Genomic DNA, 15,802 nt, shown 5'->3' with positions numbered 1-15,802 from the left:
TCCCCCCTACGGCTAATAACGATAGATAGATGGAACGCGGGCATGGCCCTTCCGGCTGAGCCGGTCCGCAAGACGCCCCCGGTAGCGCCCTGCATGGCCTGTTTTTATTGCAGGCTTGTGGAAAACATAGCACGCATGAAGGGAAGACAGTAAATCATATAAATAATTTCCTGAAAATTTCACCTTCGCGCAACAAAAAGCACGACCGTTATATTTTGTCGCTTTTTGTCCTATAATCGCCGGACAAAAGCGGCATGGGGTCCTGCCCTGTTGCCTTGAGATAATGACAACCCAAGAGAGACGACCATGCCACCAGCCCCTGCTTACCCAAAAGCATTGCAAGATCTGCGCCTGCCCATCATCTGCTCGCCCATGTTCATCGCCAGCGGCCCGGCGCTGGTGGCAGCCCAGTGCAAGGCCGGGCTGGTCGGATCGTTTCCTGCCCTCAACGCGCGCCCGGCCGAGCTGCTCGACACCTGGCTGACCCAGCTGCAGGACGAGCTTGCCCAATGGCAAGCGGAACACCCGCAACGCAAGGCGGGACCGATCGCGGTCAACCAGATCGTGCACCAGTCCAATGACCGCCTGGCCCAGGACGTGGCCACCTGCGTGAAGCACCAGGTGCCCATCATCATCTCCAGCCTGCGCGCGCCGCCCAAGGAAATGCTGGATGCGGTCCACAGCTATGGCGGCATCGTGCTGCATGACGTGATCTCGCTGCGCCATGCCGAGAAGGCCCTGGAAGCCGGTGTCGATGGCCTGATCCTGGTGGCCGCCGGTGCGGGTGGCCATGCAGGTACGCTCTCGCCCTTCGCGCTGGTGGGTGAAGTGCGCAAGATGTTCAAGGGACCGCTGGCCCTGTCCGGCTCCATCGCCACGGGCGATGCGGTGCTGGCAGCGCAGGCCATGGGCGCGGACTTCGCCTACATGGGCTCGCGCTGGCTGGCCACGCGTGAATCCAACGTCGACGACGCCTACCGCCAGGCCATCGTGGAGTCGACCGCCGCCGATGTGGTCTACACCAACCTCTTTACCGGCGTGCACGGCAACTACCTGAAGAAGTCCATCGTCAATGCCGGCCTCGATCCGGACAACCTGCCCGAAGCCGACAAGACCAAGATGAACTTCGGTTCCGGCGGCGGCAGCAAGGCCAAGGCATGGCGCGATATCTGGGGCGCAGGCCAGGGCGTGGGATTGATGGAAGATGTGCCGACCGTGGCCGAAATGGTGGATCGGCTGGAAGAGGAATATCGCGCCGCGCGTGCGCGACTGTCGCTGTGAGGCGACGCTTTTGCAGTAACGGATGAGTTTCACGCCATCATGAGCGGTGTGAAAAACTAAGTAAAAGGCGGACCGCTACCCGGGTCCGCCTTTTTTTTCATGTATGGCCATTCACAGCAAATGGGGAACGCAGCCAGTCCTGGCGCGTCCAAGCGGGCATCTGCTCTTTTCTTTCCGCGCCTTGTGCGCCGGCTTGTACGAATTGTCTGTCGGACAAAATCTTATTTTTCATCTCACTTTGTAACTCGCGGCACTTCTGTTGTGAGGCCCGGTCGTACTTGTTCGCTTCATGCAGATGCAAGGCGTGATGATGCGCTGTGGCCACTCTCACACGGCATCGCCCTGCGGCAAAAGAAGAGTCAACCATTCAATTGCGAGGACCACCACCATGACCAGCTTCCTGAGAACCAGAAAAGACCGTCACCCCAAACATGACAAGCCGCGCCTGCCGCATGAGCATGACCAGCATGCGGACCGCCAGGATGCAGCCAACAGCGGCCATGCCGTCGAGCGCCCCGAGATTCGCCAGGCATATGACGATATCCGCAAGGGCCAGGTCGATACCGACCTGCGCGGCACGGGCGGACTGGATGAAATGAACAAACGGGCCGGCAGCCGCTCGGCCGAAGCGCCCCGCAAAGAGCCCGACGAGGGCTGAAGCCCGCTTCAAGTCCTGCCGCGCCGGCCCCGGACTGGCCGACGCGCAGGCTTCACAGACCGGATTGCACGATCCAGTCAGAGATGATCCCGAACAATTCCTGCGGCTTTTCCATCGGCGTCATGTGACCGCAGTCACCGATGATCTCCAGGCGCGAGTGCGGTATCTGGCGCGCCATCTCTTCCGATTCCTCCACACTGCGCAGCTTGTCTTCGTCACTGCTGACGATGAGCACCGGGCATTGCAGCCGTTGCAGATCCTCGGCGTTGCTGTCGCGCAGGGTCTGCAACTGCCGCAGGAACACGTCCTTGCCATTGGCCAGGGCCATGGCCTGCAGCCGGTCCAGCAGGCCGCGATCGGTGCTGCGCGCCGGATGCAGCGAAGAGGCCAGTGCGCGCGATGTCAGTCCCTTGAAGGGGGTGCGCCGGGCCAGCTCGATCTGAGCCAGTGTGCCCGCCGATTCGCGCTCGGTCTGCGGGCGCGATGAGGTATTGAGCAAACCCAGGCCCAGCACGCGTTCCGGTGCCTTGAGCGCAATGGCTTGCGCCACGAAGCCGCCCATCGAAAATCCGAACAGCACGAAGCGCTCCGGCGCCTGGCGCAGCACGGCGTCGGCCATGGCCTGGATGCCGATATCCTGGCCGAGGTCGCCGAAAGTCAGTGTACCCAGCGTGGACAGATCGGCCTGCATGTCATCCCACAGGTGGGCATTGAGCATGAAGCCCGGCAGCAGGACCAGATTGCGCATCGTATTTTTTCCTTGCATCAGAGGTTGTAGAAGTGAAAAGCGGAGGCCTTACTGCAGCCACTGCGCACGGCGGCTGGACCCGGCCATGGCCAGGCACAAGACGCCCAGCAAGGCCAGTGCAGCCTGCAATCCCCAGCCATGGGCGAGGAAGCCGAACACCGGCGGGCCAATCAGGCTGCCGCTGTAGCCCAGCGTGGCCACCGCCGCCAGGGCGCTGGAACCGTGCCGTCCGGCGGCACTGAAGACGAACGGGAAGACCGCGGCCACGCCGGTCCCGGCGATGGCAAAGCCGAGAATGGCCAGCGTCATGCCGGGTGCCGCCACGGCCAGGGCGATGCCGAGGCTCGCGATGAGCGTACCGACCCACACCACGCGGCGCGCGTCATAGCGGGCCTTGAGACGGTCGCCGATCATGCGCATGATGAGCATCATCCCGGCGAAGGCAGCATAGGCCAGGGGCGTGGCACCATCGCTGGCACCGATATGATCCTTCATGTAGATGCCGCTCCAGTCGGCCACCGAACCTTCGACGATGGCGCCGCAGAACGCGATCACGCCCAGTACCACCAGATGTCCGTGCGGCAGCGCGAAGAGCTTGCGTGCGGGATCGTGCTCGGGGCGGTCATCGGGCAGCGCTTCATAGCAGGCGTAGAGCGGATAGAGGAACAGCGCGGCCACCAGCAGGAAGTGCCAGATCGGTGCGATGCCCATGCCCGCCACGCCACTGGCGGCGAGCGCACCGGAGAAGGTGCCCACGCAGAACCAGCCATGCAGCATGGACATGATGGGCCGCCCTGCATCCCGTTCGGCCTGTGCGCCCAGCGCATTGATGGCGACGTCGAAGCAGCTGGACGCCGCTCCATAGAGCGTGCAGATCAGCATCAGCGAGGCCACGTTCGGTGCCAGTCCCAGCAAGGGCAGCGACACCAGCAGAGCCAGCCCCGCGTAGAGCGTGCTGTGGCGCGCACCGTAATGGCCGGTGATCCACGCGGCCAGCGGGAAGGAGCCGACCGCGCCGATGCCGCCACACAGCAGCACCAGCGCCAGCGTGGCCGCATCGAGCTGCAGATGGTCCCGGATGGCGGGAATGCGTGCCGCCCAGGTGGAAAACACCACGCCCAGCAACAGGAAGAAGAGCGGGATGGCAAACTTGCGCCAGATCAGGCGCAGGGCAGAAGACGGGCGGGAAGTGGACAGCTTTGTTGTCATCGATCAGTCAGGAATGTAAACTGCGCAGAATCATTTCTTTCCTGAAATGAGTTTCAATATTGCAGACCGCTATTATCCGACAACCGGGAAAACGCATGCACATGCGTCGTCGGACCAACGGGTCGGGGCTTCCCCAAGAGGGGCTCATTCAGAGAAAAGGAACCGGCAAAGGTTCACGGCAGGTGCATCGCCTGTCACCCTCCATCGAGCAACACCTCTGAGCGACCTACACGCTGCCAGCGGCTGCAATCACGCAGGGACAGGAATGCCAGTTTCAGAACCGAACAAGATCTACCAGGAAGTCATCGATGCATTGATCGCCCTGCATCGGCTCACTGACGGCTATACGCCCAATCACGAGGACCAGACCGCCGAGCTGGCGGTGATGATCGGCCGTCATCTGGCCCTGCCGGCCGAGCGCATCGACGTGCTGCACATGGCCGCTCAAGTGCACGACATCGGCAAAGCCAGGATACCGCTCGATTTGCTGACCAAACCCGGCCGCATTACCGCTGACGAATACGGCGTGCTCAAGACCCACGTGCAGTTCGGTTACGAGATCTTGAACAAGATCAGCTTCCCCTTCAACCTGGCCGAGATCGTCTGGTGCCATCACGAGTACCTCGATGGCAGCGGCTATCCGCGCGGCATCGGCGGCGATGCGCTGCCGCTGGAGGCGCGCATCCTGACCGTGGCTGACATCGTCGAGTCGATGTCGGCCGACCGGCCCTACCGCAAGTCGCTGGGCATGGCGGTAGCGCTGGAAGAAATCCAGCGCCAGAGCGGGACGCGCCTCGATCCCGTGGTGGTGGATGCCTGCCTGCACGTGGTGCAGCAGCACAACTGGCGGCCGGTCACCAACTAGCCCGGCGCAGCGGTTTGACCGCTTCGGCTACACTGGCACCACACCACAACAAGACCGCCAGGAGACGCCATTCCATGCCCCCGCACGCCGCGCATGCGCCCTCGCCTTTCATCCTGCGCCACCCCATCCTGACCGCCCTGGCCCTGTCGCTGGGCACGGCCGTGGCGCTGGGGGTGGCGCGTTTCTCCTATGCCCTGCTGCTGGCACCCATGCGCAGCGACCTCGGCTGGCCTTACCTCATCGCCGGCGGCATGAATACCGGCAATGCCTTGGGCTACCTGCTGGGCGCGCTGCTGACGCCGCGCCTGATGCGCCGCTATCAGGCGCACCGCGTGCTGATCGCGGGCGCCTTCGCCACCGCCCTGCTGTCCTTCCTGCCGGCGCTGACCACGGACACGCTGCTGCAATTGCTGCTGCGGATAGTAACGGGTGTGACCAGTGCGCTCATCTTCGTCTCGGGCGGATTGCTGGTGAGCCGGCTGGCGGCATTGCATGCGCAGCGCGCCGGCCTGCTGCTGGGCTTGTATTACGGCGGTACCGGGATCGGCATCGTGGCCGCGTCGCTGCTGGTGCCACCGGTGATGGAGGCCGCAGCCGCCCGGGGTGCGCCCCATCCGTGGCAATGGGCGTGGATTCTGCTGGGTACGCTGGCGCTGGTGGCCAGCCTGATCATGACGCTGCCCGCGCGGCTGATGCCGACCTCGCCGGCGCAGGCGGCAGGAGGCGGGACCTGGCGTGCGCGCAGTTTGTTGTTCGGGCTGACCGGTTATTTATTCTTCGATGTCGTTCGCCCCTAGATTTTTTATATGAGCCTGCAAACAGGGACTTACAGGCTCGTTTATTAAAACCGCCATATATTTGCTTAGATGACAATATTTAACTTTCCAGGTCGTTTAATTTTTCCTTCAAGCAACAGCGTTGGCCTGCCTTTATGAAATCGGGAACACGTATTTATAGAGTAGCAATTGGGATCTCATTTGCAGCGGCTATCGCCTTAGGTTTAGCACGCTTTTCATTTGCGCTTTTGCTTCCCATCATGCGACTGGACTTGAACTGGTCTTACTTTTTAGCTGGTGACCTGCTCCCCGAGATTAGTACGGTAATGATGTAGAGTCTGCCCCATCGTATCTCCAGCCTCTTAGTTTTAAGACTAAGCTACTTAAGAATTCGCAGGACTAATATAGAAAGCGCTGACCTAATGAAATCTGCTTGGCACATTGTTTTAGTTGCTGTCGGAGTTTCCTTCGCTGCGACAATTTCTTTGGGCTTAGCGCGTTTTTCATTCGCGCTTCTTTTGCCACAAATGCGCGAGGATCTCAGCTGGTCATATCTAATCGCGGGTAGTATGAATACCGCCAACGCAGTAGGTTATCTATGCGGTGCCATAGTGACGCCAGCGCTGATGCGCAAACACTCTCTTCGATCAATCCTCTTACTGGGTGCAACAGCTACAACGGTCTTCATGGCCATCACTTCCTTTACCATCGACACCACAGTCCTTCTAGTGCTCAGATACCTAACCGGAATTGCTAGCGCATTTGCGTTTGTCACCGGCGGAATATTGACCGCCCGTTTGGCGACAATTTATGGACGCAGGATTGGTCTTATTTTGGGAGTTTATTATGGCGGCGCAGGAGTGGGGATTTTTTTGTCAGCCCTGTTCATCCCCGCCGCAATATCGTACGCAACGTCGGATCAACGACCACACCCTTGGCAAGTAGCTTGGCTAACATTGGCAGTGCTAGGACTGGCTTTGACTTTCGGATTGGCGAGAAGCTCAGCGGCTATTAGCGTAACAGCCGGCGCATCAACCTCTTGCTCCAAATTCAAGATCATTAGTTTCGCATTTGGCTTATTTGGGTATGGTCTTTTTGGCGTAGGTTACATCGGTTATATGACATTCATAGTCGCGTACCTTCGCGAACAAGGTATTACAGATGGGACGATTGGAACTTTTTATACTCTTCTAGGCATCGGCGTTTGTTTATCGCCGTTCCTCTGGGGGAAACTTCTTGATCGCTACAAGGCAGGCCAACCCATGGCTATACTTAATTTTTTGCTTTCTGTCGCTACTGCAATTCCTCTCTTCTCAAATGCTCTCGTTCCGTTGTTTATATCTGGCGTATTGTTCGGATCTGTTTTTCTATCGGTGGTCGCATCGACGACCGCACTTGTTCGTCACAATCTTCCACAAGCCTCTTGGTCGGCCGGCATAAGTGCGTTCACCACGGTCTTCGCGCTGGGACAAATCGTAGGTCCCGCAGTCACTGGTTGGATTTCGGATGGAGAAGGCGGGCTAGAACGGGGCTTTATATTTTCAGCAGCGACGCTGTTAGCCGGCGCTATCTTTGCATCACGACAGCGCAGCCTATCAATCAAGGAAGACTAGCGCAGTCCACTGCGTATCGGGCAGGACCAACAAACAGAGTTATTGAGCAATTGGCAAGAGCTTCCGCATTAGTCAACCAGCGCAAAATCGATGCCTACGTCACTGCAAAAACGGACTTGAAAACCCCCGCATTTAACGGGTTGAGGAGGCTTTTCCTTTAGACACCGCTTGCCGTTTCGATCTGAAATCGCTATTCCCACTTCGGCACCTCGTCTAGCTTCTTCAATCAGTTCCTATCCTGACCACGAATACTACATCTGGTGCGCTGAAGAACTCCCGCCATCTATGCGGAGAGTCGGCGCGGCTCAGTATTTCCACACGGTGTGCCAATACTTTCCAGAGCCCGCAACACCTCTCCGATTGGAGATCTTATCTGGTCATTTGAATGACAAAAAATCGAGAACTGGCAACCCGGCATCTATGTCAATGCTTTGCGCTACTTCTTGCGACTCTTTAGCCAAGATAAATACGGAAGAATAGGCTCATCTTCTTCTCGAAATGGATTGTCCAAGTAGTCGCAGTATAGCTCGGCAGGCGTACTGGGTTGATTCGGAACCACCATGAAATTTACTGCGTGCTGCTGCAACACTGGGAAGCAATCATCCATATAAGGATTTGCTAATTTCTGGTCTAGATACAGCTGATACAGGAGCAGCCAATATTGGTCTTTACTGTAGACATCGAGTCTCGTTTTTCTTGAGGCGAAGTTCACTACCATTTCTTGGGCTTGCTCGAACTGATAAAGACTTAGTAGACCTAGGCAATCTTCGGACGCCAATACTGCGTCGATTACCTGGTAGTCAATGGGAAGATTATGTTTTTTAAGGTAGTACAGCGGCCAGGAAATTCCATCTGACCTAAAGGACTTTGCATTGAGAAGTGCAATGGTATTCAGCTGACCACCGTACGAGCTTGTATCGAAATAATCTTTTTCGATGAGAATTTCGAGATAGGGAAGTAGCAAAGGGAAGTACCAACTTAAATTTAAAATGTAGTCGAAAACTTCGTATACACCACTGGGATCTATAAAGTTAATTATGGACCCAATGGCGTATTTCAAAACACTTCCGTCGGGTGTCTGCTTGTTGAGACGGATTGCAAAATTTAGGTACTGAATTACTTCCGATCCAAGTAACGTGCGCGCATTATGCGCTTGAGTAATGAATCGACTGGGTAGTGCACCGTTTAGTTCGGCTACCCAGTCTGCTTGTAAAGCTGCAGGCAAATCGACTACTGAAGTTTTGTGAAGATTGAGGTTGAGTTTGTAATTTCTCAGCAACTTTCCCAACGTCTGTAAGAATGCATCAGTCTGTTCTAGGGTCGAGCAGTAGCATACATAGTCATCTATGTGACGACGGAAATTAAAGCCAGCTTGTGCTAGTTCCTGGTCTACCTTTCCCAGAATGACCTCCACCACAATGCTCGATGACGCCGGACCTATTGGAATACCTTGAGTTTCATTGCGTTTGCATTGGCGTTGCGCTCTATCTAAGTCGGAAGACCAATGTTGAGGCCCTCGATCTCTCAAGCGCTCCTTGGAAGAGTCGATGCCATCAAGAGCCCATTCGATGGCATGACTATAAATCCCAGGGAAGCAGCCAGAGATATCGGTAGTTACCCGAAAACTAGAAGCGAAACTATCATTGAGTTCCCTTACGATCTTCTTATTAGGATCTTCGTAGTTCATTACAAGCATACGACCATCCTGGTGAAGTTCCGGTTTGATCATACTTCGGTCATTTTCACAGACCCATGCTAGATGATCCCAATGGCTATGCATTATGGTGACGAGATCCGCGTAAGCTCTGGGGTGAACTAGTCCGAGCTTTCGCGGCACATTATTATGCCTTGTCGCGGCATATTCAACGTGGTCATAACCTAAGCGCCCTCTTACCGCTTCCTTTTTGGTTTGCGCCAATATTTGCGCCACTTCCGGAGTGAACGTTGTGGTGCCAAAGCAAGGTGGAATTTCCTTGATCGATAGCTTTTGGTTTGGAAAATAATTGTGACGCGTTAGCGCCTCAAACACATATCGTTTCGTGTCCAATCGAGCCTCCTGCCGGATATCGTCGTCGCTCAATACAACTAAAAAAAGCCCGAAAATCGGGCCTTGATCTTGGTAAGAATGATGATTAATGCCTTTTGGTAAGCAACATGTTTGTTTTGTCTGGCATATACATGACTCGATATTTAACGAAATCCGCTGGGTATTTTGCCAACCCTGTGGTGAGAATAACCTGATAGGGCTCATCATAGTCCTCTAGGTCTCGGAGTTTTTCGATACATCCAATCAATGTTGGAAGTTCCACCCCAGCCGTCTCAGGAGTATCTACCAGCAAGAACCTAGGAAACGGAACGTCATCTTCGCTCAAAGACATTTTCAGTAAAGTTAGGAAATACATCAAGCGAATGGACACCGCCGAACTTCTCTCCTTGTACACACCGCCATCAATCACCGGGAAGTAATCATCTTCGCTAATTCGCGCCGAGCGGCAATTTTTCAAAGTCTGAGTTACTAGGTCATTGTAAATAGTGCTGAACGACTTAACCTTCTCGCCGATCTCAGATCTTGTACTGATTTCCAATTGACGACGTCGATCATCTGCCTTCTTGGTTTCTTTTCGCTTAGCTTCATAGTTCTTGTTAAGATTTTCTAGCTTTACCTCGATATCAATCTTTTGTTGAAGTAACGCAACCTTCTCTCTAGTTTCGAGAATTTTGTCGTCGATGTCATTCAGCGTGTCTAGGTCCAAATCTTCATCGAATCTGCTAACCAGTTTTTGAAGCTGCGTCTTGATTTCCAAGTTCTGAAGATTTAGATTGCTAATGTCGTCCCGAGTTGACGCTACCTCTTCACTACATCCTTCGATCGCCGTCAGGATCGTTGAGAACGACTTCATCTTAGCCTTGAGAATATCCTTGTATTCTTGGGAGGTGTAGAAGAATCTTTCGTACTGTTTCTCGTCAATAGGAGTTCCGCAAACACATTGACCTGTAGCTCTATGTACGGGGTTCAAGCAATAGGGGCAAGTGTCCGCAGAAAACAGATTTAACTGATCGTGAGAATGAATAACTTTATTCAGCTGTTCAATTTCACCAGCTGTTGAGTCGCGAACGCTTGTTAGCTTCGATCGTTCATCGTAAAGAGAGAGAAGACGCTCATTTGCCTTCGACACTTCCACTTCGCCAGCGAGTAATTGATTTTTTAATTGCGCAATTGCAGGTTCTACATTGCCCTCTGTTGATCGATTTCTTTTAAAGGCTTCTCTTGCGTGTTGCAATCGGTTGATCGAATCCTCGGCTTCTCTCAGATCTTTCTCAAGAAATGTTCGGTTAACGATCTCTGCATTACCTTTAATCTTGTTTGCCAAGAGTAGGTACTCATCTAACAAATCTTTGGCTAAGGCTTGTTCTTTTTCGGCTTTTTTATATTCGACTATGGCATCGTAAAGGTCGGAAAACGACTTTCCAATTAATAGTTCGAAAGCAGCTTTTCGACGCAGCTCGGAGTCGGAGAAATAGGTAACCTTGGTGTCGATCTTCTTATAAATGTTCTCAGGTTCTGTTTTCTGATCGTGATAAATTAAACGCATTAGATCAACGAAGTTGATCTTGAATGTGTCAAATCCCTGATATAACTCCACAACTGAAATTCCTAGCTGTTCTAGCAACCAGTCAGAGAATGTTTCACTTGCATTCAAAGAACGGTTCACGGGAAAGACTCGCGTAGCAAATTCCACTCCATTGGCGCCATAGAGATAATTTGGGCCTTGGGGCGATTGCTGAACGATGTATTCAGTTACGGAAATATCGTTATCCTGTAAAAATCTACGTAGCTGATAGTTTTTCCCGGATAAAGAAATATAGAGATCTACATAATTATTAGTGTCGTCAGCAATTTCCACATGCCTTTTGTCGGCATCTCTTTTGAACTCGACAACGCCGCCACCTAATCCGTAGTAGATCAGGTTGCAGAAGGTGGTTTTTCCCGTACCGTTATCGCCCTCAATAAGGACGATATTGTCTTCAAAGATGGGAGATTGGAATTCATAGTTATCTCCCTGATAGACAACTTGGTTAATTCTTAAAGAGCCCAAGTCTTTACCCCTTGATTTTCGTAAAGTCGCTCCAGCAAGCTATCGTGTGTAAGTACCGATAAGCGCTTAACGTGACTCTTCAACCTGCGCATGTTCGCGTATTCTTTGGCAAACATTTTTTTATCTAAAAATGTAGATGGGAGCCTTTCCTTCGAAAGGCTGACGTCCACCATTGCTTGAATACCTCGATCCCCTTTCGAAAGCTCGACATACCCAGATTTTTCTAAAGTAAATAGCAGCTTTAGGATCTCGCTACGTCTAGCTATTCCATTCGAATAGCTTCGAAAGAGATAATCTCTATCAATTGGATTTAGTTGACGAACGCCTGGTGTTGCTGAGGAGGGGCCGGCTATTTTGGTGGTCTGTTCTAAAATGTAAAGTAAATTCTCGTCTCGGACGAATTCAATCAGAAATGGCAGTTTCCTGTAGTCCTTGAAGAAAGTTCCGCTGACACAGCCGAGCACATCTAGTGCGATAAAAATCGAATAAGTGAAAAAATAAAAGTCATCGCCAGACACATACATCAGACTTTTCTTGCGCGAATCAAGCATGATGGACTCTATCTAGTGAGATAAAACATGAGTCCATAAGATCCATAATGATGTTTGCGATGGTGATCTTATTTGACACACTATATTTGTAGTCTTTCTTTAGTTCGAGGAGATTGGTGTCCGCAAGATCACGAAGCTCATCAACAATCTTCTCGAACTCCTTGTCGCTAATTGAGTCTGCGATCGCCAAGTCACACAGATAGTTTTCGCAGGCCTCTAGTACTCGATATTTGAGCGCGAGAAAACTCTTGTCACTATTCGCCTGTTCGATCTTCGCAGCGACTGCTCTTCTAGCAGCCAGTTTCATTCTCTTAGAATCGTAATTTGGACAGATCGCGAGAATCTTCTCTGACAGGTTTCTCTTATCCGTAATCCCCGCTTGAAGCTGTTGAATTATCTGCCACGTCGGATCTAAAACATCTTTTATTTCTTCCGATTCGGCGCGCTTAAAGATCATCTCGATCTCAGAAGAGAAAACGAACCGCTGGACAAAGTCTTTTTGATTTTGCCTCTCGTCTAGAGCTTCTGAAATGAGAGACCAGATAATTTCTTCTTTATTTGCCACTTTGAAATTATGCAGACGAGAGTTTTTAATCAAACTTAAAACTCTTTCCTTTAGCGCGACTTCATCTTCCTGGCCGAATCTCCACGCAATTTTAGACAGAAATTTCTGAAATTCATCCGCAGAGCACTTCTTCAACGTTTCCAAATTTCCCGATGATTTTTTTCCGCAGTATTGGCGGCTGTATTCCTCAATCAGTATTTGCTGCACCAGTGTGCAAATATCTATTGAGTAAACGTTGGTCGAGGACAGAACTTGGAGAACGGGTTCCGCTGGGAGGGTAAGCTGAGTTCCATCATCCAAGCTTTTCTTTCTTTCCTTCCCAATACTCGCGGTTGTGTAGAAACCCAGTATGACGCTTTCACTACTTTGCCAGTGGCTAATGTAGATATCAAAGAAGCTAACCAGTGTGTTGACAACTTCAGGAGAGAAAATAGTGAAATTCGAATCGGCGTCGTAGTTTTTGTCTTCTTCATAGTTCTTCTCGACGCCAGTGTTATCGTAAGTCGTCAGGAAAACGTCTTCTACCACTTCAATAGCGGCATAGAACATGGCCTTCGGACGCTTCTGTAGCGTCTCAAGCATCAAATTGGCTGCGCGAAGTTTTTGGAGTCGAAAGCCTTTCGCCTTCTCCCCATTTTCTCGACTGATCGTATCAAAACCCATTTTTTTGAATTTGATTTTGAGTTACACAAGATTCCCCCCGGAATCTTGTGGGTCGCAGAGTGTTGCGATGATATTCCCTATGGAAAAGTCATTATATATATCTAACTGATGAGATGACATCTACTGATAGCTTAATTGACTCTCAACGCTTTCCTCGCTACGGCCTTGTCACTTACGTTGCACATTTGGGCTGAAAATCTTTGGACTACATTGGGATATTCATTAAGTGGATTTCCTTTCCGCACCAGTTTTGATGCGTGAAGTAGGCCGTTATTCTGCTTCTCCACACCGCCCTTAGAAAGCAGCTATTTCCCGTTACTTGACTATGCCTAGGAAGACTGCCAAACAACGCTCAACCTCAACCAGAGCATCCGGGTCAATGCGACCAAATGTTTCCCCCACTTTTTCGCGCGCCAAGGTTACAGCCTTGTCTACCATTACTTGCGAAGCCTTGTGTAAGCCATTTTCTGTGTTCGGTTGCACCGTAACGCGAAGCAACGGCGCCGCTGCAAGCCGGCCAGTGATAGGCAATACCGTAACACTCGCATGATCTCCGAACTGGTTGGCCTGGATCACCAAAGCAGGCCTTAGCTTGTCAATGTCGCCTGGTATGGCAATGTTCACAAAGTCGCCGCGTATCATTCCGTCCAGCCATCCACGTCTATCAACGCGTCGAGCATCAATTTCTTCATCGCAACATCATCGATATCGACCTGAGCAACGAGAAGGCATTGACGGCGGCACTCCTCAGCAAAGCCCGGGCGCCGCGTATCCGGCACCCAGATTTGCACCGGACGAAGTCCCGCCATCCGCATGGCGTCGCGGTGCTTTTGAACTCGTGAATTGACATGCGCCATGTTGACATCCCTTTCAATTACACAAACATTCCGCAGTTATCACATGTTACATGTAACATACCTTTTCGCGATAGAATTTTGATGGGGCCGAGTCCGTTTTGAAAATGTGTTTGTGTCTGAGCTCCATCAGGCAGAGCCGGGGCATAAATTTGTGGGAGCGATGCCTCCCAGTATTCAATAGCAGATGGCCTTAGAGGCAGGGACTAATATAGCCGCCTTCGCAGTAGTTGCTTAGCGGAGGTATCGCAGTGAAAGCCATGAGAATTGCTCAGAACATGGGACGCGGGTTATAACTAGCCTCCACGTTCTCGGTTGTGGTGTTGTTACTATGAATTAGTATGCCTCCAGCTAGACACCCGTAATCGTTTTTGCAACCAAAGGCCTTTTATTACATGCGACACGACGCAAGAAAAAATAGCCAAATCGGGGTATTTCGAATTAAACAAAACGTAAAACCAAGCGAGAAACGTTCACTAAAGGACTTAGGGGAAACCTATAACACTATCGCCTCGCTGTTTTATAAGATCGCAGCAGCAATTGGTGCAATCGTTGTGTTTGCTTACTTGTTCGAAATTGGATTTTTCCCAGCTGGCCTAACTGCTGCGGAAGTTATTTTCTTCGTTTTTGTAGCAATGAGCTTTGGCTTAGTCTACATAATGCTGCTAGGCTTCGGCGCGCTATCGGCAATATGGCTGGTCAATTTAATAGTCTGCTTCAGGAATAGCATTCGCTTTAGGCGACGGCGAGGAATGAAGGGATTGAGATCCTGGCATTTACCAAAAAAATGGAATATTAGATGGGCTCATCGCGTCAGATTTCGGAGTACGCGTACGTCAAGGCTAAACTTTCACCCTCTGCACCCAGAGCTGAGGGGTGCGGTCTATACCGCAATCTCATTACTCTCATGTCTTTTTTTAGTGTCGCTTGCAATAACTATTCATGCGAGTTCTGTAAGGCGATTGATAGCCGGCATATTCGTTGGCGGGTTCATCGCGCTTATGTTTTCAAATGGAGATGTCAGTAGGGCCAGAAAGCCTCCGCCAAAGAAAAGTTATTGGACCTCGGCGCGGTTTCGCCTGTTCCTCGCCCTATCCTTACCGCTAGTTGCGCTGATCCCCCTCCGGGGAACGATGGATCTCGTTCACGTCGTGTTTCAACAGCTTGGTATCCGAATGATGAATGTCAGCATCGAAGTACCTGTCACAGAGCGGGAGTCGATGCAGCGAATTTCTGATGCGTTGAATCGCCCGCTATTGGACTGCCATCGGTTAAGCAAAGGCGACCGGCTTTTGATCCATCATGCAAATGTACTTTGGACCAGCGTTGGAAATACCACATATCTTTCGTTCACATTGGAAAATCCTAACCGTCCAGGATGGCTCGAATCTGACCCTAAACCATTACAAGAGGTGATGCTTCGAATCGATACGAGTGCCGTACATATAATTGAGGCCAGACCTCCACTAAACCCCTGTTTTGATCTACCAAACGATATGCTATTTGGGACGGCAAAGTACGAACTCACGCCAGAGGCTGATACTGCACTGAAAGCCTTTGCGTCTTCGATACAAGCTGATGGCCAGGTTGCGCGGATTATCGTGCGAGGACATAGTGATCCCCGCCGTATTGCCGGTCAGATGGAGCGAGAGCTGGGCGATAATCAGCGGCTCTCGGAGCGTCGTGCGGAAGTTGTCGCCGTAAAATTGAAGGAGCTGCTCAAAATCCCCCAACTCGACATCGCCTTCGAAGGAGCAGGCAGTCGCGAACCGAAAGTAAATTGCCCGGTCGGCGGAGCGACCATGCCCTACGAGGCTCAGCAGTGCAATGCCCCCAACCGTCGCGTCGAGGTTCGAATTATGTATGCGGCCAATCAAAAGACCGCTAGAGGTCGAGAACCGCAGAATCCCAATTAAGTACAA

The 15,802-nt window shown here is 52.0% G+C and carries 13 protein-coding genes and 2 pseudogenes; 7 read left to right on the top strand and 8 right to left on the bottom strand.

Features of this window, described 5'->3' with window-relative positions; all coding sequences use genetic code 11:
- The first annotated feature begins 306 nt into the window (after nt 1-306).
- Nucleotides 307-1,281 carry a nitronate monooxygenase family protein gene (locus tag JOD78_RS21795; protein WP_034339953.1) on the top strand — a complete coding sequence of 325 codons (975 nt, stop codon included), beginning with the start codon at nt 307-309 and terminating at the stop codon, nt 1,279-1,281.
- Between the two features lie 388 nt (nt 1,282-1,669).
- Nucleotides 1,670-1,939, top strand: coding sequence for a hypothetical protein (locus tag JOD78_RS21790; protein WP_209569569.1), 270 nt, complete (start codon nt 1,670-1,672; stop codon nt 1,937-1,939).
- Between the two features lie 52 nt (nt 1,940-1,991).
- Here the strand turns inward: JOD78_RS21790 and JOD78_RS21785 are convergent, their stop codons facing one another.
- Both JOD78_RS21785 and JOD78_RS21780 read right to left on the bottom strand, forming a co-directional pair.
- The gene (locus tag JOD78_RS21785; RefSeq protein ID WP_034339948.1) at nt 1,992-2,687 is read right to left on the bottom strand and encodes an alpha/beta hydrolase; all 696 of its coding nucleotides are present in this window, start codon (nt 2,685-2,687) and stop codon (nt 1,992-1,994) included.
- 48 nt (nt 2,688-2,735) lie between these two features.
- Nucleotides 2,736-3,896, bottom strand: a complete 1,161-nt coding sequence (locus JOD78_RS21780) for an MFS transporter (RefSeq protein WP_121041288.1) — start codon at nt 3,894-3,896, stop codon at nt 2,736-2,738.
- A 265-nt stretch (nt 3,897-4,161) separates the two neighbouring features.
- Here JOD78_RS21780 and JOD78_RS21775 point away from each other — a divergent pair, with 265 nt between their 5' ends.
- The 4 genes and pseudogenes from JOD78_RS21775 (at nt 4,162) to JOD78_RS21765 (ending at nt 7,150) form a co-directional block, all read left to right on the top strand.
- Nucleotides 4,162-4,761 carry an HD domain-containing phosphohydrolase gene (locus tag JOD78_RS21775; RefSeq protein WP_134134219.1) on the top strand — a complete coding sequence of 200 codons (600 nt, stop codon included), beginning with the start codon at nt 4,162-4,164 and terminating at the stop codon, nt 4,759-4,761.
- Between the two features lie 74 nt (nt 4,762-4,835).
- Nucleotides 4,836-5,540: pseudogene (locus JOD78_RS21770) on the top strand (YbfB/YjiJ family MFS transporter); the annotation flags it as partial.
- A gap of 152 nt (nt 5,541-5,692) precedes the next feature.
- Nucleotides 5,693-5,842 (top strand): annotated as a pseudogene (locus JOD78_RS28085) (MFS transporter); the annotation flags it as partial.
- 117 nt (nt 5,843-5,959) lie between these two features.
- A complete protein-coding gene (locus JOD78_RS21765; RefSeq protein ID WP_209569571.1) occupies nt 5,960-7,150 on the top strand; it encodes a YbfB/YjiJ family MFS transporter in 1,191 nt (396 codons plus the stop codon).
- Between the two features lie 436 nt (nt 7,151-7,586).
- On the opposite strand, the gene drt4 is transcribed toward JOD78_RS21765, so the two are convergent.
- The 6 genes from drt4 to JOD78_RS21735 form a co-directional block, all read right to left on the bottom strand.
- Nucleotides 7,587-9,197 (bottom strand): antiviral reverse transcriptase Drt4, encoded by a 1,611-nt coding sequence (drt4, locus tag JOD78_RS21760; RefSeq protein WP_209569573.1) that lies wholly within the window; start codon nt 9,195-9,197, stop codon nt 7,587-7,589.
- Between the two features lie 85 nt (nt 9,198-9,282).
- The gene (locus JOD78_RS21755) at nt 9,283-11,247 is read right to left on the bottom strand and encodes an AAA family ATPase (protein ID WP_209569575.1); all 1,965 of its coding nucleotides are present in this window, start codon (nt 11,245-11,247) and stop codon (nt 9,283-9,285) included.
- Nucleotides 11,235-11,798 carry a hypothetical protein gene (locus JOD78_RS21750; RefSeq protein WP_209569577.1) on the bottom strand — a complete coding sequence of 188 codons (564 nt, stop codon included), beginning with the start codon at nt 11,796-11,798 and terminating at the stop codon, nt 11,235-11,237. The genes JOD78_RS21755 and JOD78_RS21750 overlap by 13 nt, the downstream gene beginning before the upstream one ends.
- Nucleotides 11,791-13,026 carry a hypothetical protein gene (locus tag JOD78_RS21745; RefSeq protein ID WP_209569580.1) on the bottom strand — a complete coding sequence of 412 codons (1,236 nt, stop codon included), beginning with the start codon at nt 13,024-13,026 and terminating at the stop codon, nt 11,791-11,793. Before JOD78_RS21745 ends, JOD78_RS21750 begins: the two co-directional genes overlap by 8 nt.
- Nucleotides 13,027-13,341: 315 nt before the next feature.
- Complete coding sequence (locus JOD78_RS21740) at nt 13,342-13,668, bottom strand: type II toxin-antitoxin system PemK/MazF family toxin (protein ID WP_209569581.1); 327 nt, start codon at nt 13,666-13,668, stop codon at nt 13,342-13,344.
- A complete protein-coding gene (locus JOD78_RS21735; protein ID WP_209569583.1) occupies nt 13,665-13,883 on the bottom strand; it encodes an antitoxin MazE family protein in 219 nt (72 codons plus the stop codon). The genes JOD78_RS21740 and JOD78_RS21735 overlap by 4 nt, the downstream gene beginning before the upstream one ends.
- A 392-nt stretch (nt 13,884-14,275) precedes the next feature.
- Between JOD78_RS21735 and JOD78_RS21730 the strand changes: the two genes are divergently transcribed.
- A complete protein-coding gene (locus JOD78_RS21730; RefSeq protein ID WP_209569585.1) occupies nt 14,276-15,796 on the top strand; it encodes an OmpA family protein in 1,521 nt (506 codons plus the stop codon).
- Nucleotides 15,797-15,802: the final 6 nt, after the last annotated feature.

This window comes from Herbaspirillum sp. 1130 (assembly GCF_017833835.1).
GTDB classification, from domain to species: Bacteria; Pseudomonadota; Gammaproteobacteria; order Burkholderiales; family Burkholderiaceae_D; genus Herbaspirillum; species Herbaspirillum huttiense.
The sequence above is the reverse complement of the archived record's forward strand: the minus strand, read 5'-3'. Positions and strand labels throughout refer to the sequence as shown.

Coding starts and splice junctions, on each gene's coding strand:
- JOD78_RS21795 (WP_034339953.1), top strand. CDS start 307: ATGCCACCAGCCCCTGCTTACCCAAAAGCATTGCAAGATCTGCGCCTG.
- JOD78_RS21790 (WP_209569569.1), top strand. CDS start 1,670: ATGACCAGCTTCCTGAGAACCAGAAAAGACCGTCACCCCAAACATGAC.
- JOD78_RS21785 (WP_034339948.1), bottom strand. CDS start 2,687: ATGCGCAATCTGGTCCTGCTGCCGGGCTTCATGCTCAATGCCCACCTG.
- JOD78_RS21780 (WP_121041288.1), bottom strand. CDS start 3,896: ATGACAACAAAGCTGTCCACTTCCCGCCCGTCTTCTGCCCTGCGCCTG.
- JOD78_RS21775 (WP_134134219.1), top strand. CDS start 4,162: ATGCCAGTTTCAGAACCGAACAAGATCTACCAGGAAGTCATCGATGCA.
- JOD78_RS21765 (WP_209569571.1), top strand. CDS start 5,960: ATGAAATCTGCTTGGCACATTGTTTTAGTTGCTGTCGGAGTTTCCTTC.
- JOD78_RS21750 (WP_209569577.1), bottom strand. CDS start 11,798: ATGCTTGATTCGCGCAAGAAAAGTCTGATGTATGTGTCTGGCGATGAC.
- JOD78_RS21745 (WP_209569580.1), bottom strand. CDS start 13,026: ATGGGTTTTGATACGATCAGTCGAGAAAATGGGGAGAAGGCGAAAGGC.
- JOD78_RS21740 (WP_209569581.1), bottom strand. CDS start 13,668: ATGATACGCGGCGACTTTGTGAACATTGCCATACCAGGCGACATTGAC.
- JOD78_RS21735 (WP_209569583.1), bottom strand. CDS start 13,883: ATGGCGCATGTCAATTCACGAGTTCAAAAGCACCGCGACGCCATGCGG.
- JOD78_RS21730 (WP_209569585.1), top strand. CDS start 14,276: ATGCGACACGACGCAAGAAAAAATAGCCAAATCGGGGTATTTCGAATT.